This is a genomic window from Paraburkholderia translucens (genome assembly GCF_020881035.1).
Classification (GTDB): domain Bacteria; phylum Pseudomonadota; class Gammaproteobacteria; order Burkholderiales; family Burkholderiaceae; genus Paraburkholderia; species Paraburkholderia translucens.
In genome coordinates this window covers 105,736-125,527 of sequence record NZ_JAJITC010000001.1, presented here as the reverse complement: position 1 = coordinate 125,527, position 19,792 = coordinate 105,736, and the positions used below count along the sequence as shown (strand labels likewise).

Genomic DNA, 19,792 nt, shown 5'->3' with positions numbered 1-19,792 from the left:
GCGCCGGTGGGCGAACGCGCGGAGGGCGGACAAAAAAATTGCGGTCCTGTGCGTCGACTCAAAAGAAGAATTCAAAGAACGCCGGTAAACAGCAGAATTCCGGCTGCAGTCATCGCCGCCCCAGCCGCGCGCGCCAGAACGACGCCTGCTGGCCCGACCTTCTCCAGAAAAACAAATAGCGCTAGCGCCGCCACCCAGACAAGATTCATCACACCGACTACGAACAGGACACACATCAGCGCCCAGCAACACCCGAGGCAATACGCACCATGACGCATTCCCATCTGCAATGCGCCCGTCGTCCCATCGCGCCAGTGACTCATGAGAAACCCGAGCGGACTTCGGCAGTGTGTAAGACATGCTCGCTTGGCCGGTGTCAATTGGTACAGGCCGGCGGCGCAAAGAACCGCACCGCCCACCTGCGGGCTTGATGCAGCCATTTCCGGTGACAGCAGGGCGGCTTGGTGGAGGGCCCACTGCGCAAGCGTCGCGCATGCGCTGAAGCCGACCCACACCGCCAGATAGCCCAGCGCGAACGCGAGGACGACAAACGGCGTCCTGCTTCCGCCCCGTCCGGTATGCGCCCTTGCGAAAAGAAGCAATACGGGCATCGCCGATCCAGTCATCATGCCGACCATCATGACGACCCACATTGCAAACGTGAAGAGGATGTCGGCTGCCGTCCATGGTGCCGCCATCGACATTCCCATCTCCATCATCATTTGGTCGTGCTGTCTTGCCGACGACATCTGATGATCGAGATAGAAGAGAAACGCCCAGGACAGCGTCACGACCGCGGCAACGCAACCCAGAATGAGAATGCGCTCGCGCCTCGAGAGGCTCGCGACGGAACCGGGATTGGGTGCTCGAGAAGCGGTAGCCAGGTTACGCACCTTGCCAGGAAAAAGGCGCATATTGACCGTTGTTCTGCCCACTCACGTCATCCCACTCGAAGCCGAGCGCGCGGACGTGACTGCGCGAGGCATGAGCCAGTGTCAAGCAATCGGCGGCCGGATGACCTGTGTTGTCCAGACGAAGCGGCTCGGTCGCGTTGGGATTGATGCCCATCGCACCTTCAGCGGCCATGTCGACGAATTGCGGCGAGGTCACGGACCACTTCAGCCCATTGCGCTCGAAGCGAATCGCCGCGGACTCCACCCCGACAAATGAACTGACGAGCGGCGACAGAGCCGCCATCGGTCCGCCTTCCGTGCCGCTGGTAATCGCCTTGATCGCGTCGCGCTGCTCCTCGCTGGCACGCTCATCGACGATAACGCCGACGGACCAGTTCCCCTTTGCCATTGCTTCCGGTGACACACCGAGAAGGATGAATCCGAGGCCATCGAGGGACACCGCCTCGTGCTGGCCGCGCTCGATCTGAAATGCCATGGCAAACGTGCATGAGCCCTTGCTCGGTCTGACGGCCAGTTGTCCGGGCAGGCATGGGCACACGAAATCGCAACTGCACGTTTCGTAGTATTGACCGCTGATCTTCCAGGTTGGGGTTGCCATCGTCGTCTCCCGGTCATTACGGCTGCATTGCACCGGACCGCGTCGACGTGTTGAAGGGCGCAATGGGCCCGCTCGCGTTTGTTTTCGACGATAACGACGGTGGTGCCAATCCTGCTCAGGTCAGAGCGTCGCAGGCTTCACGTTGAATATAGGCATAAATCGGCGGAAGGCTAGCCATTGTTTTAGCGCTAGCTGTGTCCCCGTTTCGAGCGCGCGGACCCGCTCATGTTCGCCCGTCGCGCGTCCTCGCGGTTTTTTCGAACCAACCCGTCTCGAGCCGCCGTCGTATTTTCAGCCCGCGCCGGCCGCTTGCGGCGGCTGCCGCGCGGCCCGCGCGCCGTTCGCCGCGTGACATGCCTCGATCATCGCCCGGAACGTTGGCGACGTGTGCAGATCGCCGGCCGCATCGGGCTCGATGCCGGTTTCCGGGGCCTCGCCGACGCCGACCACGAGCGTTGCGCGCGGCCGCCATTCGCGCGTGCGGCGCAGCATGTTGCGCAGATACGCCGGCGACTCGGGCGCGTCGAGCGACACGATGCAGATGATCGACGCGTCCTTGAAACTCGGCTCGTCGGCATGCGCGCTGCGATAACCCGAGTGCGTCGCCATCAGCGGCGCGAAGCCTTGGCGGTTCAGCAGTTGCACCGCGATCGCGGTGGTCACCTCGTCGAACGCGCCGCGGCCGGGCACGCACAGCACCACTGTCTTGCCCGCTTCGTCCGACGGTTGCGAGCGTGTGAGCAGGTCGCTGCCGTAGCGCCGCGCGCTGCCTGCATCCGGCGACGCCAGATCCGACGTGGCGGCGCGCAGCGTGCTACCCGCGTCCGCCGGTACGCCGGGCGACAGCGTATCGCGCAGCCCCTCGGCGATTTCGAGGTTCTCGACGATATCGACGAGCGCGTCGTTGATCCGCTGCAACTGGTTGGGCATCAGCACGCCGCGCAGCGCGTCGTTGCGCGCGAGGCGCAGGCCTTCGAGCGCGACCTTGTCGTAGTAGTCGATCAGCGACATCTCGCGCAACAGCCGCTCGGCCTGCACGATGGCCTCGTCCGGATCGTCGGCGAGCAGGCGCTGATAGAAGTTCTGCGCGGGCGTCAGCGCGGGCTGATCGCCGAGCAGCACGGTCAGGAAGTTCAGCCGGTCCGCGTAGCGCCCGAGCGTGACGACGCACAGCGTGAGCGGCGTCGACAGCACGAGGCCGACCGGTCCCCACAGCCAGCTCCAGAAAATCGCCGCGACGACCACCGCGAGCGGCGAGAGGCCCGAGCGATGACCGTACAGCAGCGGCTCGACGATCTGCCCGGCGGCGACGTCGACGACGATGAACAGGACCAGCGTCAGAACGGCCATGGTCCATTGCGGCTGGATCGCGGCCGCGAGCAAAAACGCGAGGAGCGCCGCGATCCAGATGCCGATGTACGGCACGAAGCGCAGCAGCGCGGCGATCACGCCGAACAGCAGCGCGCCGGGCACGCCGATGATCGCGAGCCCAATCGCGATGATGCCGCCCACGCTCAGGTTCACGCCGAGCTGCGCGACGAAATAGCGCGACAGGCGACCGGCGGCGTCGTTGATCGCGGTGGTGGTGCGGTGCAGGTCGCGCGAGCCGAACAGGCTGATCAGGCGATCGCGCAAATCCTCACGCTGCAACAGAATGAAGATCGTCACGACGAGCACGATGAAGGTCGTCTCGATCGGCGCGATGGCCGGCGACAGCGCGCGCTGCGCAAGCTGCACCGGGGTCGGCGCGGGCTCGTGGACCTCGACCTGTTGCGGCACTTGCGGCGCATTGCGCGCGGCGCGGCCGGTCGGGTGCGGCGGCGCGGGGCGCGATGGCGCCATGCGCTGCAGCGCGCTGGCGGCGCTGGTCATCAGCGAATCGGCGCGGCCGACGGTCTTTTCCTGCACCGTTTCGATCTTCTGCTCGATCGCTTCCTGATACTGCGGCAGAGCGTTCGCGAGCTGCACGAGTTGCGCGCCGATCAGCGCGCCGACTGCGAGCAGCGAGGCGAGCGCGAACAGCACCGCGATGAAGATCGACGTCAACTGACCCATGTGAAAACGCCGCAGCATCTGCACGAGCGGCGCGAGCAGGAAGCTCAGCAACACCGACAACGTGATCGGAATCAGTACCTCCCGGCCGAAGTACAGTCCGCACACGACTACGACGCCGGTGATCAGCGAGACGAGCCCATGCAGGCCCGGCGTGCCCGGCGGGTAGACGCGGTTCGGCCTTCCTTGCGGCGGCGGTAGCGATATTTTCATGTGAACGGAATTCTGGTTGGGACGGGTTGACGGTTGGGCGGAGCAGCTCGTCCGCAAGAGGCATGCCGGAATTGTAGGCGGTTTGGAGGAACCCTCGCGGCACCTGAGCCTGGTCAGGAAGGTTCAGTGGCCGATACGACGTTGTCGGACGGTCTGCGGGCCTTGGCAGGAAGTCTTCGCAGACTGGCCAATCTGGGATGTCGGTCACGCAAGCTAGCCCATATGCACCCGCAGCATCTCCAGCATCCGCGAACTCAGATACAACAACAAGCCGATAAACCCGCCGACGATCGTCCCGTTGATACGGATGTACTGCAGATCCTTGCCGATATTCATCTCGACCTGGCGCGACATCTCGTGCGCGTCCCAGTTCTTCACGGTGTCGCTGATATGGCGCGTGAGGAACTGCGCGAAGTCCGGCGCCATCGCGCGCGCCGCTTCCTCGAGGTGATCGTTCAGCGATTGCCGCAGCGCCGGATCGCGCGCGAGTTCGCGGCCCACCCACGCGCCCATCGCGGCGACGCGCGCATGCAGCGTCGAATCGGCGCTCGTCAGATCGCGCTTGAGCCACGCGCGCAGTTCGCCCCACATATCCTTCACGTAGCCGCTGAACGCCTCGCCTTCGATCAGATAACGCTTGAGCGCTTCGCCTTGCTGCAGGAAAACGGGATCGGTCTTCAACCGCACGATCAGCTTCTGCACCACCCGGTCGAACCTGTCGCGCAGCTCGTGCGTGGGGTTCTCCGCGATCTGCTCGAGCATACGGTTCGCGGCGCTCGCGATCGCTTCGGCGCCCTTGTCGCCGAGCCACGCTGACGGCAGAAACTTCTCCATCGTCGGATACTCGCTCTTCACCCAATCGACGATCCGAGCGGCGATGAACTCACGCGCCGGCGCCTCGCGCAGCACCGCAGTCAACTGATCGATCGCGGTGTCGAGCAGTTCCTGATGACGGCCATCGCGCGTGAGCGTGTCGAGAATCGCTCCGAGCGATTGCGACAGATCGACTTTCGCGAGCACGTCGCGCAACGCGCCCTTGATGAAGCTCTGGATGCGCGCGTCGTCGGCCACGTCGAGAATGCCGCCGGTGAGCCGCACCACGTAGTCGCCGAGGCGCGCGGTGTTCGCGGGCTCGCTGAGCCACACGGTGACGGTCTGCGCCGGATCGTGCCGGCGGATCAGGCCGACCAGCGAAGGCACGTCGAGAAACTTGTCCTGCACGAAGTGCGCGAGATTGTCGGCGATCTTGTGCTTGTTGCGCGGGATGATCGCGGTATGGGCGGAGACGACCGGGATCGGCACACGGCGGAACAGCGCGGCGACCGCGAACCAGTCGGCGAGCGCGCCGACCATCGCGGCCTCGGCGACCGCCTTGATGCCGTCGACCCACAGGCCGCGCGGCAGGAACGCGGTGACGGCGAAAACGCAGGCGGCCGCGGCGAGCAGCAGCAAAGGCGTGCGCTTGGCCTTCTTCAGTTCGGTGGTTTTGTCCATCGGCGCGATTGATCCTGTCGGGCGGCGGCTCAAGGGTGGAAGGGGCCGGTCGATCCGGTTGCAATGATGCGATACGGCCCGCGCGCACGTCCAGCCTCGATACGCGCGGGAGCAATACGCGCCGGCCCTTCGGCAAGGTAACATTCCCGGTTGGGCTCTTCGTCGAACCCAACGCAACACGTACAACGCAATACGCGCCACGCAATCGCAATGGAGGCACAGTGATCAGGTTTCTGCACACCGCGGACTGGCAGATCGGCACGCAATTCGGCCAGTTCGAGCCGGACGAGGCCGCGCATCTCGCGCAGGCGCGCTTCGACACGGTGCGCCGCATCGCCGAAGAAGCGAGCGCGCGCAGGGTCGACGCGGTGCTCGTCGCGGGCGACGTGTTCGATCTGCAGACGGTGTCGGATACCGTGATCCGGCGTCTGTTTGCCGCGCTGCAAGCGTTTCCCGGGCCGTGGATCATGCTGCCGGGCAATCACGATGCGGCGCTCGTCGAAAGCGTGTGGACGCGCGCGCAGCGGCTCAATTGCGTCGCGCCGAACGTGCGCCTCGTGCTGGAACCCGGCGTCGTGCTGCTCGACGCATGCCGCTGCGCGCTGCTGTGCGCGCCGCTCACGCAGCGCATCACTTACGACGACACCACCGCGTTCTTCGACACCACCGACACGCCGCCCGGCTATCACCGCGTGGGGCTTGCGCATGGCAGCGTCGGCGGCATTCTGCAGGAAGGCATCGATTCGTCGAATCCGATTGCGCCGACGCGCGCCGCGAGCGCGCGGCTCGACTATCTGGCGCTCGGCGACTGGCACGGTCATCTGCGCGTCGACGAACGCACGTGGTACGCGGGCACGCACGAGCAGGACCGGTTTCGTGCGAACGAACCGGGCTTCGTGCTCGACGTCACCATCGGCGAGCCGGGCGCCGTACCGACGGTCGAAGCGGTGCGGGTCGGGCAATATCGGTGGCATCGCTGGGATGAGACGATCTCGGTGCCGACCGACGTCGATGCGTTGAAAGCCCGCCTCGCCGTGCTCGGCGCGAATGACGTGCTGCGCATCGAGGTCGACGGCACGGCGGCGCTCGCCGATGCCGAGGCGCTGCATGTCGCCGTCGAAGAGGCCCGCGCCCGCGTGCGCGCGTTGCGTGCCGATCTCGCCGCCCTGCACGTGCTCCCCACCGCCGACGATCTCGCCGAACTCGGCGCGCAAAGCGGCTATCTCGCCAAGGTGGTCGCGCGGCTGCTGGGCTTGCAGGAAGACGCGCAAGCCGATCCGCAGCAGGCTCGACGCGCGGCGGAGGCGTTGCTGCTGCTCGCGCGTTTTCAGCGCGAACAGCGGCAACGCGATTCGAATGCCGCGCCTCCCGCGCAGGCGCGCGGCCGGCAACAACCTGAACTGCCGCGCGAAGGAGCCTGCGCATGAAGCTGCAACGTATCGCGATTCGGGAATTCAGACAGTTCAACGGGCAGCTCGTGATCGACGATCTGCAGCCCGGCCTCAACCTGTTCATCGGCCCGAACGAGGCAGGCAAGAGCACGATCGCCGAGGCGGTGCGCACGGTATTTCTCGAACGCTACAAGGCCTCGCATCTGAAGGACCTGCTGCCGTGGGGGCTCGCGAGCGGGCAGCCGTCGGTCGAAGTCAGCTTCGAACTCGATGGTGTGGCGTGCCGTCTGTCCAAACAGTTCGTGTCGCGCCAGCGCTGCGAGCTGCGGATCGGCCAGGCCGTGTATAGCGAGGACGAGGCCGAAGACAAACTCGCGGCACTGCTTGGATTCTCGCGCGCGGCGCGCGGGCCGATGAAAGCGGAGAACGCCGGCGTGCCGGGGCTCTTGTGGGTGCAGCAGGGCGGCACGCAGGAGATGCGTGACTCGACGGGGCACGCGGCGCAGTATCTGCGCGACGCGCTCACGCAACTGTCGGGCGGCCGCGAAGCGGGCGGCGAGGACGCGCTGATCGCGGCCGTGCAGCGCGAACTGCGGCAACTGCTGACCGCGCGTACGCAGAAGTCGACCGGGCCTCTCGCCGAGGCCGAACAGAAGCTCGCCGCGCTGAGCGCGAGCCGGGACGAACTGCAACAGCAGCGTCAGCAGTTCGACGACAACATTGCGCGCCTTGCCGCGCAACAGCAGGCATTCGACGACGCCGAGCGCAAGCGGCCGTGGGAGCTTCACGAGCAGAAGGCCGCGCTTGCACAGCAACGCGCCGCGGCGCTCGAAGGGCTCGAGCGCGGTCTGCGCGATCTCGCGCAGTCGTTGGAGATCGGCGAGGCGCAACTCGCGCTGTCCGTGCAGCAGGAGCAGAACGCCCTCGACCTGGAGGCTGCCATCGCGCGTGAACGCGGGCAACTCGACGCGGCGCGCGCCGCGGTCGCGGCGGCGCAGACCGCGCATGCTCAGGCGCAAAGCCGTGTGGCGCAATGCGAGCAGGCATCGGCCGAGGCGAGCCGCGCGCTCGAACTCGCGAACGCAGCCGTGACCGCCGCCGATCTGCGCAGCCAGGTCGATTTCTATCGGACGGAGAGCCAGCGGCTCGAAGCGTCGATCGTCGAGGCGGACAAGGCGAACGCGGCTGTGTTGCAGGCCGCGCGAGAGGCGGCGGCGCTCGAACTTGACGATGCGCAGTTAAAGCGCCTCGTCGCGCTCGACGGGGAATTGACCGTGCTGCGCGCGCGGACCGAAGCGGCGATGACACGCATCGAGTACCGGTTGAACGGCGAGATGAGCGTCGGCGATCAAACGATCAGCGGAACCGGGGTGCTGCGCGTCGACGAAGAAAAGCACATCAGCCTCGGCGAGCTCGGCGAGTTGCGCGTGATTCCGGGCGTCTCGGATCTGTCCGCACAGATTTCGGAACTTGCGGCACTCGAAGCAAAGCACGCGCAGTTGCTGCAAGCGCTCGGCGTCGCGTCGGTGGGCGATGCGCAGGCGCGTCACGAGCAATGGAGAACGCTGGTCGCGCAACAGAAGAGCCAGGCGAGGATTGTCGAGGTGCATGCGCCGCAGGGCATCGATGCGTTGCGCTCGGCGCTGGCATCGACGGCGGCGCGCTTGCAGGCGTCGCGCGAGCGTCTCGCGAGCCTGCCCGATGTGTCGGGGGCTGCGCCGCTCGATGACGCGCGCCGCCACGCCGATGTCGCGCGCGACGCGTTGGAGGCCGCGCGCAAGGTGCTCGCGCAGGCGGCTGCCGCGCAATCCACCGGCGTCGCGCAGGCCGATTCGCTCGCGGCGCAACTGCAGCGCAAGGAAGCGCAGTTGAACGACGAAGCGTTCCGGCGCAACCGCGCGCAGTGGCAGGCGCACATCGTCGAGCAGCGCGTGAAGGTCGACGCGTTGAAGAACCAGCGCGGCGAGCGCGAACGCGAACTCGATGCGGCCCGCCTCGACGATCCCGTGGCGGAGGCGAAGCGCTATCGCGCCTCGGCGGAACTCGCGCGCAGCGAGCAGCACGAGCGCCAACTGCGGATCGCGGAGCTGCGCAGTCAGCTCGAAACGATGGGTGCATCGGGCCTCGGCGAACGGCTGGCGGCGCTCGAAGCGCAGGTCGAGCAGGCCATGCGTCGCAAGGACGAGTTGAGCTTGCGCGCCAGCGCGCTGAGTCTGCTCGACGAAGTGCTGGTCGATGAACGCGACGCGGCGCTCGCGCAATTGCGCGCGCCGCTGACCGAGCGGCTCGGTCACTATCTGAAGCGGATTTTTCCGCAGTCGAGTCTCGCGCTCGGTGACGATCTGATTCCGGCGATGCTCGATCGCGACGGCCGCGCGGAACTGCTCGACGCGCTCAGCTTCGGCACGCGCGAACAACTCGGCATCCTGACGCGGCTGGCTTACGCGGACCTGCTGCAAGCCTCAGGCCGCCCGACCCTGCTGATGCTCGACGACGCGGCGGTCCACACCGATGCCGCACGCCGCGACGCGCTCAAGCGCGCATTGATCGACGCGGCGACGCGGCATCAGATCCTGGTGTTCACGTGTCACCCGGAGCTATGGGACGACCTCGGCGTCAGGCAGCGGGCGGTGGAGGATTTGAAGGTGGCGTGAGCGGGGCAGGCCGGTACCGCGCGCTCACCCGTACCACCGAGGCGTGTACACCCATTGCGCACCGCTATCGCCGCAGGCGAATCTTCTCGTCAACGACGATCCGACGATCACCATCGTGCGCATATCCACGTCGGCCGAGCGCAGCTCGGCGAGCGTCAGCGTGCGCAGCGTGCCGCCGGGCCGGCCGATATCGCGCCCCAGCACCACCAGGGTCGATGGCGCACGATACTCCCGCACGATGTCGAGCGCCTTGTCGAGTTGCCACGGACGCGCGCGCGAAACCGGGTTGTAGAACGCCATTACGAGGTCGGCTTGCGCCGCATGGCGCAGGCGGGTTTCGATGATGGTCCACGGCTTCAGGTTGTCCGACAGCGACAGCATGCAGAAGTCGTGGCCGAGCGGCGCGCCGGCCTGCGCGGCGGTCGCGAGCGCCGCCGAAACGCCCGGTACGATCGACAGTTCGACCGCGGCCCATGCTTCGTTTTGCGAAGCTTCGAGCGCTTCGAGCACGGCGGCCGCCATCGCGAACACGCCGGGGTCGCCCGACGACACCATCACGACCGAGCGGCCTTCGCTCGCGAGCTCGAACGCGTGCCGCGCGCGCTGCATTTCCTCGCGATTGTCGGTGCCGTGCACGCGTTGACCGGGGCGCAACGGGCCGGCCATCTTGACGTAGGTGTCGTAGCCGAGAATGTCGGTCGCTTCGTTCAACGCGGTGCGCGCGGCCGGGACCATCAGGTCGGCGTGGCCGGGACCGAGGCCGATTACCGTCAGACGGCCGCGCGCACGGCCGATCGTCGCGGGGTCGATGGTGAGCGCGGAGAGGGCGAGCGCGACGCTCGCGTGTGCGTCGCCGGCCAGCGTTTCGTGCGGGATGCGCAGCACCGCGCGTAGCAGCGCCTTGGCGCCCGGCTCTCCCGGTTCGGCGCTGGCATCGGCGAAGCGCAGCGGCACGCCGAGCAGCATGGCCGCTTGCGCGAGCGCCGGGTCGGCCATGCTTGCCGATGGCGCGAGCATGGCCGCGAGCGAAAGCGGAGCGAGACCGTGCGCGTTCAGTGCCGCGCGCACGCGCGCGACGGTTGCGTCGGCGGTACCGGTACCGGCATGCGCGCCCCCATGCTCGCTGACCACGGCCGCCACGACACAGCGCGGATGAATCACGAGTTCATCATGACGCCCATCCCATGCGCGCGGCGTCACGCGAATCGCGAGACGCGCCGACGCCGAGCGCGGCAGTTGCGCGTCGTCGAGCCACGGTGCGTCGCCTTCGATGCGCGTGCTTTCGCCCGCGAGCAGATCCGACACGAAGCGCTTGCCTTGGCCCAGGTCGGCGAGCGCATAGCCATCGGGCGGATTGAGCACGCAGGTGCCGAAGCGCAGTTCGCCGCTCGTCGTGATCGCGGGTTGCACGCTCAACGCGGCAGCGATATCGCGCGCCATCACGTTGACGCCCGCGAGGCCGCCCAGCAGCGGCACGACCGCGCTGCCGTCCTCGGCGACCGCGAGCACGGGCGGCTCGGCGCCTTTGTTCGACAGCAGCGGCGCGAGGCAGCGGATCACGATGCCGGCCGCGCACAGCGCGACGATCGGCGTGCCGCGCGCATACAGCTCACGCAGATGCGCGCCGAGCTCGGTGTACGAAACGTCGGCCTCGACGCGGCCCTGCAGCGCATGGACCTGGCAATTCGCGGCAACCTGAGGCTCGGCATGGGCGCCACGCTCGGCATACAGCGCCTGAATCCGTCGCGCGGTGGCGAGCGCACCCGCGCCGAGAATCACGATGGCGGGCGCGTTCATCCTTGCCATTTCTGCCCCGGCACGACCAGCAACGAGAAATACGGCGACGCCATCGGATCGACTTCGGCGAGCGGCACGATGCGCTGACTGCGCATCGTCGCGCGTTCGACGTAGAGCGCGCGCTGCGCGAGTCCGAGTTGGTCGAGCACACGCCGCACCTTGTCGAAGTTGCGGCCGAGCTTCATGATGACCGCGGCGTCCGCATCGGCGAGACGGCGGCGCAGTTCATCCTCGGGCAGCACGCCCGAGAGCACCGACAGGCTCTGGTTGCGATACACGAGCGGTGCGCCGAGGACCGCCGCGCCGCCGAGCATCGAGCACACGCCCGGCACCACCTCACTGTCGTAGCGCGCGGCGAGCCGGTCGTGCAGATACATGTACGAGCCGTAGAAGAACGGATCGCCCTCGCAGATCACGGCGACGTCGCGACCCGCGTCGAGATGGCTCGCGACGATCTCGGCGGCGGTATCGTAGAAGTCCGCGATGACCGCTTCGTATGAGAGCGGCGGTTCGAGCGCTTCGGTCGTGACCGGATAGACGAGCGGCAGATGCTGCTGAGCGTCGTGCAGATGCGCTTCGACGATGCCGAACGCGTTGCCTTTCTTGCCCTTCGCAACGAAATAAGCGACCACCGGCGCCGCTTTCAGCAGCCGCAGCGCCTTCACCGTGATCAGTTCAGGATCGCCGGGGCCCACGCCGATGCCGTACAGCCGCCCGCGGCTGGTCAGCTGGTTCGCCATTTATTCGACCTCCGTCGCGAGCGCGTTGACCGCGGCGGCGGCCATCGCGCTGCCCCCGCGCCGGCCGTGCACGACCACGTAGGGCACGCCGCGGCTGTCTTGCGCGAGTGCCGCCTTCGATTCCGCCGCGCCGACGAAGCCGACCGGAAAGCCGAGAATCAGCGCGGGCTTCGGCGCGCCGGCGTCGAGCATGTCGAGCAGATGAAACAGCGCGGTCGGCGCATTGCCGATCACGACGACGCTGCCCGCCAGATGAGGCCGCCACAATTCGAGCGCGGCGGCCGAGCGCGTGTTGCGGATCTCGCGCGCGAGCGCGGGCACGTCCGCATGCGTGAGCGTGCAGATCACTTGGTTGTTCGCCGGCAGGCGCGCACGCGTGATGCCCTGCGCGACCATGCCCGCGTCGCACAGGATCGGCGCGCCCTGCGCGAGCGCGATGCGGCCCGCGCTGCCCGCGCCATTGGAGAACGCGAGGTCTTCGATCACGTCGATCATGCCGCACGCGTGGATCACGCGCACCGCGAGTTTTTCGAGGTCGGCGGGGATGCGCGCGAGGTCGGCCTCCGCGCGGATCGTCGCGAACGATTGGCGATAGATCTCCTGACCGTCGCGAATGTAATCAAGCATGAGGGGTACTCCGGGCGAGGCGCGCGAGCAGTGCGGCGGCCTCGTCGATCGTCAGTTGGGGTGCGACGCATTGGCCGAAGCCGGGACGGCCGTCGCGTCGATAAAGGTCATAGAGGCCGGGCGCGGCGGCGAGCAGCGTATAGGGCGCGCAATGCGCGGCCGCGCACGAGCGCGGGCAGCCCGTCAGATGCACGTCGACGCCGGGGGGCAAGCGCTCGGCCAGTTGCAGCGCGTCGGTCTTGGTGTCGGCCTGGCCCTTCGCGCAGCCGGCCGATCCGGCGCACGCGATGACATGCGTGATGGCTTGCGCGGGATCGCAGGCGAGGCCGAGCGCGGTCAGTTTTGCGAGCACGGCGGCCACGGCCTGCGTCGCGATATCGGGCAGCAGCACGCTTTGCCACGGCGTTGCGTGCAGCATGCCGTTGCCGTGCTTGTCCGCCAGATGGGCCAGGCCGCGCAGCGTGGCCGCGTCGATGCGGCCGAGCGGCGGCTGGCCGCCGACGTGCGATGTGCCGTCGCCGCGCTGCGCGTGCGCGCCGAGCCGCAGCGACGCGTCGGCGGGAATGTGTCGTTGCCAATGGCCGAGCGACGCGTCGCGCGCGAGCGGAAAATCGACGTAGCGTTGCGCGTGCCGCAGCAGCGCATCGGCGCAGTGCGTGGCGAGCAGGTCGCGCATGCGGGTTGCGTCGGCGGCGGCCAGGTCGAGGAACGTGAGCAACAACGCGCGCACGAGCGCGGGCACGCGCGACGGCGGCACGGCTGCGAGCGCGCCCGTGCCGTTGGCGTCGCGAGGGCCGCCGGTGTTCGCGTTTGCGTTCAGGTGGGCGGAAGCCGGGCATCCCGCGAGGCCGAACACGAAGCGCACGCCGCCTTCGTCAGGCGACGCCGCGAGCCATACATCATGCGGATGATCGACTCGCGCGAGCCGTTCTCCGCCATCGAGCAGCAGCGCGAATTTCGGCGACAACGCCGCGAAGCGCGCGTCGCTTTGCAGCAGCGCGAGCAATTCTGCGCACAGCGGCGTCGTGTCGATCAGCGCATACGGATCGCGGCCGGCGGCTGGGCTGATCATCACGTTGCGGACGTCGTCGGCGGAACTGAGCGCTGAATCGGGCCCGAGACCCGCGTGAATCAGCGCCTCGCTCAAGGCCGCTTCGTGTGCGCGATGCACACCGCGCAGCTGCAGGTTCGCGCGATTGGTCAGCTCGGCGACGCCGTTCGCGTACCGGGTGCTCGCGTCGGCGATCGCGTGCGCCTGCGTTGCGCTCAGTACGCCGCCGGGCAGTTTGATGCGGCAGATGCCGCCGTCGAGCGCGGGGACGATGCGCAGCAGCCCGGGACATGCCGAGGGCCGCGGTGTCGTGATCGCGTTGGACAGAACGGGGGGAGGCGAAGCTCGATTCAAGAGGGCACCGGGTTTAGCGTCGCGCGACGGCATGGCTGCGGCCTCGCTGCATCCTGCCCGATGGGGGCCGGCGTGAACCATACGGCCGGACCAGCGCTTCGGGCTGACCGTGAGCAATGAAAGCGGCCATTATATCTTTACGCTGTGGCCGCAGTGCCGGTTTGTCGGCCATCGCGCCATGCCGCCGAGCCCGACGGTATGGCGCCACGCCGCGTACCCGCGGGCCGTACGGCGGCGGTATCATGCGGACTTTCGTAAGCCGCCGTCCGAGCCCGCGCACAGCCGGATGCATGACGCGGGGCGGCGCAAAACGCTAGAGAATCGATGCAACTGATGAGGATGGATGCATGCCGGCATGGCTGACTGTAGTGGGCATTGGCGACGACGGCTTCGCCGGTTTGGGGCGGCCCGCGCGGCGTGCGTTGCTGAGCGCGTCGGTCGTGTACGGCGGCGAGCGCCATCTGGCGATGCTGCCCGCGCGGCTCGCCGCGCGCCGTGCCGCGTGGCCGCGTCCATTCGATCTCGCGCCGTTGCTCGCCGAACGTCCGCACGCGGTGTGCGTGCTCGCGAGCGGTGACCCGATGCTGTTCGGCGTCGGCGCGACGCTCGCGCGGCAGTTGCCGGCTGGCGAATTGCGCGTGCTGCCAGCGCCGTCGTCGTTGTCGCTCGCGGCCGCGCGGCTCGGCTGGCCGTTGCAGGAGGTCGCGACGGTGTCGCTGGTCGGCCGGCCGCTCGCCGCGCTGAATGCGCATCTGCATGATGGTGCGCGCCTGTTCGTGCTGAGCGCCGACGGGCGCACGCCCGCGGCGCTGGCCGCGTCGCTCGACGCGCGCGGATTCGGCGCAACTTGCATGACCGTGCTCGAACATCTGGGCGGCGAACTCGAACGGCGTGTCGACGGCCGCGCGGATCAATGGCCGGCCGGCGAGATGGCGGCGCTCAATCTGATCGCGCTCGACTGCCGCGCGTCGCCGCAAGCGCCGCGTCTGCCGCTGACCTGCGGCTTGCCAGATGACGCCTTCATCCACGACGGCCAGTTGACCAAACGCGACGTCCGCGCAATCACGCTCGCGCGCCTCGCGCCCGCGCCCGGGGAATTGCTATGGGACGTCGGCGCCGGTAGCGGTTCGATCGGCATCGAATGGATGCGCGCGCATCCCAGCTGTCGCGCGATCGCGATCGAAGCGCACGAGGCGCGGCAGCGTTTCATCGGACAGAATCGCGATGCGTTGGGCGTGCCCGGCCTGCAACTGGTGGCGGGCCGCGCTCCCGAAGCGTTGCGGGGGCTGCCGGCGCCGCATGCGGTATTCATCGGCGGTGGCGTCACCGAGCCCGGCGTGCTCGACACCTGTTGGTCGCAGTTGCGCGACGGCGGCCGGCTCGTCGCCAACGCGGTGACGCTGCAAGGCGAGGCGGTGCTCGCGGCGTGGCGCGAGCGGCATGGCGGCACGCTGACGCGCATCGCGCTAGCGCACGCCCAACCGCTCGGCGGCTTCGATACGTGGCGGCAGGCATTGCCGATCACGTTGCTCGATGTGACGAAGCACCCGCAGCCGTCGTCCGACTCGTGATGCGCGACGAGACCCCCGAACAACCGGCGCCGCTGCGCAGCGGTTATACGACCGGCAGCTGCGCCACCGCGACGTCGTTGGCGGCCGCGCGGCTGCTGCTCGCGGGCGAGATCAGCGAGGTCGCGCAGATCGTGTTGCCGAAGGGTCAGCTTGTGCCGATGCGGCTCGTGTTCTGCCGTCTCGCCACCGCCGACGGCGAGAGGATCGCCGAAGCCGGCACGATCAAGGATGCGGGCGACGATCCCGACGTGACGCACGGCGCGCTCGTGTTTGCGCGTGTGCGCCTCATGCCCGAGCCGGGTGTGATTTTTCGTGCGGGGCCGGGCGTCGGCACCGTCACGCGCGCGGGGCTCACGCTGCCGGTCGGCGAGCCCGCAATCAATCCGGTTCCGCGCCAGATGATGACGCAACACCTCGGCGAACTCGCCGCACGCCACGCGTATCGCGGCGGCTTCGAAGTGACGATCGGCGTCGAAGGCGGCGAAGCGCTCGCGCTGAAAACGATGAACCCGCGTCTCGGCATTGTCGGTGGACTGTCGATACTCGGCACCACCGGCATCGTGCGGCCGTTTTCCTGCTCGGCGTATATCGCGTCGATCCATCAGGGCATCGACGTCGCGCGGGCGAACGGTTATACGCATCTGGCCGCCTGCACCGGCAACGCGAGCGAGGACGCAATGCGCGCACATTACGGCCTGCCCGATATCGCACTGATCGAAATGGGCGATTTCGCGGGCGCGGTGCTCAAGCATATGAAGCGCGCGCCGGTCGAGCGTCTGAGCATGTGCGGCGGCTTTGGCAAGCTCAGCAAGCTCGCGGCCGGTCATCTCGATCTGCATAGCCGCAATTCGAGCATCGACCTCGAACAACTCGCCGCGTGGGCAGCCGCGCATGGCGCCGACGCCGCGCTGCAAGCGGCGATGCGAGCGGCGAACACGAGCCAGCAGGCGCTCGCGCTCGCGCACGCGCAGCAGGTGCCGCTCGGCGATATCGTCTGCGCCCATGCGTTGGCCGTTGCGCGCGACATCGTGCCGCCGGCGGTCCGCGTCGAAATGTTCGCGATCGACCGGCAAGGCAAGCTCGTCGGAGCCGCGCGATGATGCGCATGCTGCTGCTCGGCGGCACCGGAGACGCGCTGAAGATCGCGCGCCAACTCGGTCCCGCGCACGTGTACAGCCTCGCGGGACTCGGCAAAGTGCCCGACGACCTGAAGTGCGCGGTGCGCGTCGGCGGCTTCGGTGGCGGCGAGGGGCTAGCGCGCTACCTCGCGGCCGAGCGGATCGGCGTCGTGATCGACGCGACGCATCCGTACGCGGCGCAAATCAGCGCGAACGCCGTAGCGGCGTGCCGGGTGGCGAAGGTGCCGTGCTGGGCGCTGCGTCGTCCGGCGTGGCAACCGCAAGCCGGCGACGACTGGCGCATGGCCGGCGACTGGAACGAACTGATCGCGGCGCTGGCGCCGTTCAGGCGGCCGCTTTTCACGCTCGGACGCGAGCCGCTCGCGCATCTCGACGAAATCCCGCCGCATCAGTTCTGGACCGTGCGGATGCTCGATTCGCATCCGGACACCGCGCGCTCGCGCGTGCTCGCCGCGCGCGGACCGTTCACGCTCGACGGCGAACGCGCGCTGTTCGCGCTGCAGGCGTTCGATGTCGTCGTCAGCAAGAACAGCGGCGGCGGCGCGACCGAGGCGAAGCTCGAGGTCGCGCGCGAACGTGGCTTGCCGGTGATCATGCTGCGCCGGCCGGTGTTGCCCGGTGTCGATCGCGAGTTCGCCACCGTGGCCGATCTTCTCGATGCGTTGCCCGGGCAGGCGGCCGCCGATCCGGCTAATTGAGCCAATAGTGGAGTGCTGAATGACAGTGTTTTTTATCGGCGCCGGTCCCGGCGACCCGGAGCTGATTACGGTGAAAGGGCAACGCCTCGTGCGCGATTGCCCGGTGATCCTGTACGCGGGGTCGCTTGTGCCGGCCGCGGTGCTCGAAGGCCATCGCGCCGAGCAGGTGATCAACACCGCCGAGCTCGATCTCGACCAGATCGTCGCGCTGCTCGCGGCGGCGCACGCCAAAGGTCAGCACGTCGCACGCGTGCATTCGGGCGATCCGTCGCTGTACGGTGCGATCGGCGAGCAGATCCGCCGTTTGCGCGAGCTGGGCATTCCGTATGAAATCGTGCCCGGTGTGACCGCGACGGCCGCGTGCGCGGCGGCGCTCGGTTGCGAGCTGACGCTGCCTGGCGTGTCACAAACGCTGATCCTCACGCGCTATGCGAGCAAAACGTCGATGCCCGAAGGCGAGCAGCTGGCCGATCTCGCGCGGCATCGTGCGACGCTGGCGATTCACCTCGGCGTGCGGCACCTCGCACGCATCGTCGATGAATTGCGGCCGCATTACGGCGGCGCATGTCCGATTGCGGTGATCTATCGGGCAAGCTGGCCCGACGAAGAGAAGATCACCGGCACGCTCGACGATATCGTCGCGAAAGTGCAGGGCAGCGCAATCGAGCGGACCGCACTGATTCTGGTCGGGCAGGTGCTGGCCGCGGAAGGTTTCGCCGATTCGACGCTGTACGCGAAGGGCGGTTGACGGCACAGGGCGAGCCGGGCAGCCGTCCTCGCGGCAAAGCGCGAAGTGGAAGAGCGTAGTATCGATATGTCGAGCGCGTCGACGGCCCCGAGGAGGCCTTGCTGCGACGCGTCGGCGCGGCCGCATGTGGCGGCCGGACAGGAGTGTGCACCTTGCGGAGTATGCGTGCTCGCGCCTGAGCAACCGCCAGGCCAACTGGTTTGGGCGCGACCGCTGCGTATCGAGTTTCCCTTTGACACATGGAGGACGATCATGAGAATCGAATTCACCGGACGCCGGGAGGTGGTGGCTGCTGCGCGCGTCGCCTACGAGGCCAATGTGGACGGGAAGGACGTATGGTGCAGCGTGTCGCTCGATGCGCTCAATGACCATTTTGGCAATGGCAGCCTCGGCAACGGCGCCCCGTCGGCTCACGATCTGGTGGGAACGTTCGAGGCGAATCGCGCGCGCATTGAAAATGCGACGCGGCGGGTGCTGGAACGAAACGGCGGGCGGTCCGTGGAACTCGAAACACGCGACTTCGATTGAGTGACCTGCCTGATTGCATCGGTTCAGGCAATGGCGGGCGCGATGGATAGGACTCTTGCATCGCGGCATCCGTATCCGCGACGCCGGCGCGGCTACAGAAGTGATGCACGCAGCGCTGATGCAGGCAGCGCTTGCGGTGCGTCAGCGAGAGAGTTGGACCCGGCTGCCGGCAGCCGGGTTTTTTATGGCGAGTGCAGGCACAGCATTCTTTTGCCGGCAATTCGCGGCAGGCGCGCACGACGATTAGCACGGTGATTCGCGCGACGATTGAAGGGCTGCGGTATAGTCGCGGCAATCTAAAAATCCGTCTCTACGATTCTCTGGAGAATATCGTGCAGGAAATCATCGAAGGATTGATCCGTTTTCAACGCGAAGTCTTTCCACAGCAAAGCGCGCTCTTCAAGCGTTTGTCGACCGCGCAGAACCCCAGCACGTTGTTCGTGACCTGTTCGGACAGCCGCGTGGTGCCGGAGCTGCTGACGCAGACCGAGCCGGGCTCGCTCTTCGTAATCCGCAACGCGGGCAACATCGTGCCGTCGTACGGCCCGGAGCCGGGCGGCGTGTCGGCCACGGTCGAATATGCGATCGCAGTGCTCGGCGTGAGCGACATCGTGATCTGCGGCCATTCGAACTGCGGCGCCATGACGGCGATTTCGTCCTGCACGAATCTCGAACACATGCCGGCGGTCGCGAGCTGGCTGCGTCACGCGGATGCGGCGAAGGCGATCAACGCGTCGCGTCACTACTGCTCGGACGCGGAGCGTCTGGAGGCACTGGTCAAGGACAACGTGATCGCGCAGCTCGGCAATATCCGCACGCATCCGTCGGTGGCGGTCGGGCTCGTGAACAAGACGCTGCGGCTGCATGGGTGGATCTTCAATATCGAAAGCGGCGAGATGCTCGCGCTCGATGGGCAGAGCGGCAAGTTCTTGCCGCTTGCGGATAATCCGGAGATTTTCGCGGGTTGAAGCGACGGGTTGAGCGATTCTTTGATTTGAGAAACTGACCCAGCGGCCCGGTAAAAGGCTTGTCTATCTCGAACGCGGCGCACCGGATTTTCTGGTGCGCCGCGTTCGTTTTTTGGAGGCGGACAAGAGTATTCCTAAGTGATGTCAAATATTTGTAAAGATTGGTTCCGGTGGGCTCATGGGCGCTGATGAGCTGCCAGGATGCGGGCTTCGCGTGCAAGGGTTAAGGAAGCGGAGTCCAGATGTTTTTTAGCC

At 67.4% G+C, this 19,792-nt stretch carries 16 protein-coding genes; 8 read left to right on the top strand and 8 right to left on the bottom strand.

The features are described from left to right. Window positions 1–71: 71 nt before the first annotated feature. From LJ655_RS00535 to LJ655_RS00520, 4 genes are all read right to left on the bottom strand, one after another. Window positions 72–935 carry a DUF2182 domain-containing protein gene (locus LJ655_RS00535; RefSeq protein ID WP_230559310.1) on the bottom strand — a complete coding sequence of 288 codons (864 nt, stop codon included), beginning with the start codon at window positions 933–935 and terminating at the stop codon, window positions 72–74. Then, window positions 886–1,512 (bottom strand): DUF1326 domain-containing protein, encoded by a 627-nt coding sequence (locus LJ655_RS00530; protein WP_230559309.1) that lies wholly within the window; start codon window positions 1,510–1,512, stop codon window positions 886–888. The genes LJ655_RS00535 and LJ655_RS00530 overlap by 50 nt, the downstream gene beginning before the upstream one ends. Before the next feature lie 291 nt (window positions 1,513–1,803). Further along, entirely contained in the window at window positions 1,804–3,777 is a 1,974-nt protein-coding gene (locus tag LJ655_RS00525) for an AI-2E family transporter (protein ID WP_230559308.1), read from the bottom strand. Between the two features lie 213 nt (window positions 3,778–3,990). Continuing rightward, window positions 3,991–5,271: a DUF445 domain-containing protein gene (locus LJ655_RS00520; RefSeq protein ID WP_230559307.1), complete on the bottom strand. Its 1,281-nt coding sequence runs from the start codon at window positions 5,269–5,271 to the stop codon at window positions 3,991–3,993. Between the two features lie 221 nt (window positions 5,272–5,492). On the opposite strand from LJ655_RS00520, the gene LJ655_RS00515 reads away from it, so the two are divergent. Next, window positions 5,493–6,698 carry a metallophosphoesterase family protein gene (locus tag LJ655_RS00515; protein ID WP_230559306.1) on the top strand — a complete coding sequence of 402 codons (1,206 nt, stop codon included), beginning with the start codon at window positions 5,493–5,495 and terminating at the stop codon, window positions 6,696–6,698. Then, a complete protein-coding gene (locus LJ655_RS00510; protein ID WP_230559305.1) occupies window positions 6,695–9,316 on the top strand; it encodes an AAA family ATPase in 2,622 nt (873 codons plus the stop codon). The genes LJ655_RS00515 and LJ655_RS00510 overlap by 4 nt, the downstream gene beginning before the upstream one ends. A gap of 24 nt (window positions 9,317–9,340) precedes the next feature. Here LJ655_RS00510 and cobJ read toward each other — a convergent pair whose 3' ends face one another. Genes cobJ through cobG form a run of 4 tightly spaced genes read right to left on the bottom strand, consistent with a single transcriptional unit; the run spans window position 9,341 to window position 13,918 of the window. Then, window positions 9,341–11,113, bottom strand: coding sequence for a precorrin-3B C(17)-methyltransferase (cobJ, locus tag LJ655_RS00505; protein WP_230559304.1), 1,773 nt, complete (start codon window positions 11,111–11,113; stop codon window positions 9,341–9,343). Then, window positions 11,110–11,841, bottom strand: a complete 732-nt coding sequence (locus tag LJ655_RS00500) for a precorrin-2 C(20)-methyltransferase (protein WP_230559800.1) — start codon at window positions 11,839–11,841, stop codon at window positions 11,110–11,112. Before LJ655_RS00500 ends, cobJ begins: the two co-directional genes overlap by 4 nt. A 12-nt stretch (window positions 11,842–11,853) precedes the next feature. Further along, the gene (locus LJ655_RS00495) at window positions 11,854–12,480 is read right to left on the bottom strand and encodes a precorrin-8X methylmutase (RefSeq protein WP_230559303.1); all 627 of its coding nucleotides are present in this window, start codon (window positions 12,478–12,480) and stop codon (window positions 11,854–11,856) included. Next, complete coding sequence (gene cobG / locus LJ655_RS00490) at window positions 12,473–13,918, bottom strand: precorrin-3B synthase (protein ID WP_329959667.1); 1,446 nt, start codon at window positions 13,916–13,918, stop codon at window positions 12,473–12,475. The genes LJ655_RS00495 and cobG overlap by 8 nt, the downstream gene beginning before the upstream one ends. 314 nt (window positions 13,919–14,232) lie before the next feature. Here cobG and cbiE point away from each other — a divergent pair, with 314 nt between their 5' ends. From cbiE to LJ655_RS00460, 6 genes are all read left to right on the top strand, one after another. Next, entirely contained in the window at window positions 14,233–15,456 is a 1,224-nt protein-coding gene (cbiE, locus tag LJ655_RS00485) for a precorrin-6y C5,15-methyltransferase (decarboxylating) subunit CbiE (RefSeq protein ID WP_230559302.1), read from the top strand. After that, window positions 15,456–16,556, top strand: a complete 1,101-nt coding sequence (locus tag LJ655_RS00480; RefSeq protein ID WP_230559301.1) for a cobalt-precorrin-5B (C(1))-methyltransferase — start codon at window positions 15,456–15,458, stop codon at window positions 16,554–16,556. Before cbiE ends, LJ655_RS00480 begins: the two co-directional genes overlap by 1 nt. Next, window positions 16,553–17,293 (top strand): cobalt-precorrin-6A reductase, encoded by a 741-nt coding sequence (locus LJ655_RS00475; protein ID WP_230559300.1) that lies wholly within the window; start codon window positions 16,553–16,555, stop codon window positions 17,291–17,293. Before LJ655_RS00480 ends, LJ655_RS00475 begins: the two co-directional genes overlap by 4 nt. Before the next feature lie 19 nt (window positions 17,294–17,312). After that, window positions 17,313–18,041, top strand: a complete 729-nt coding sequence (cobM, locus tag LJ655_RS00470; protein WP_230559299.1) for a precorrin-4 C(11)-methyltransferase — start codon at window positions 17,313–17,315, stop codon at window positions 18,039–18,041. A 252-nt stretch (window positions 18,042–18,293) separates the two neighbouring features. Continuing rightward, window positions 18,294–18,569 (top strand): DUF1488 family protein, encoded by a 276-nt coding sequence (locus LJ655_RS00465; protein ID WP_013091756.1) that lies wholly within the window; start codon window positions 18,294–18,296, stop codon window positions 18,567–18,569. Window positions 18,570–18,901: 332 nt separating this feature from the next. Then, a complete protein-coding gene (locus tag LJ655_RS00460) occupies window positions 18,902–19,537 on the top strand; it encodes a carbonic anhydrase (protein WP_230559298.1) in 636 nt (211 codons plus the stop codon). Window positions 19,538–19,792: the final 255 nt, after the last annotated feature.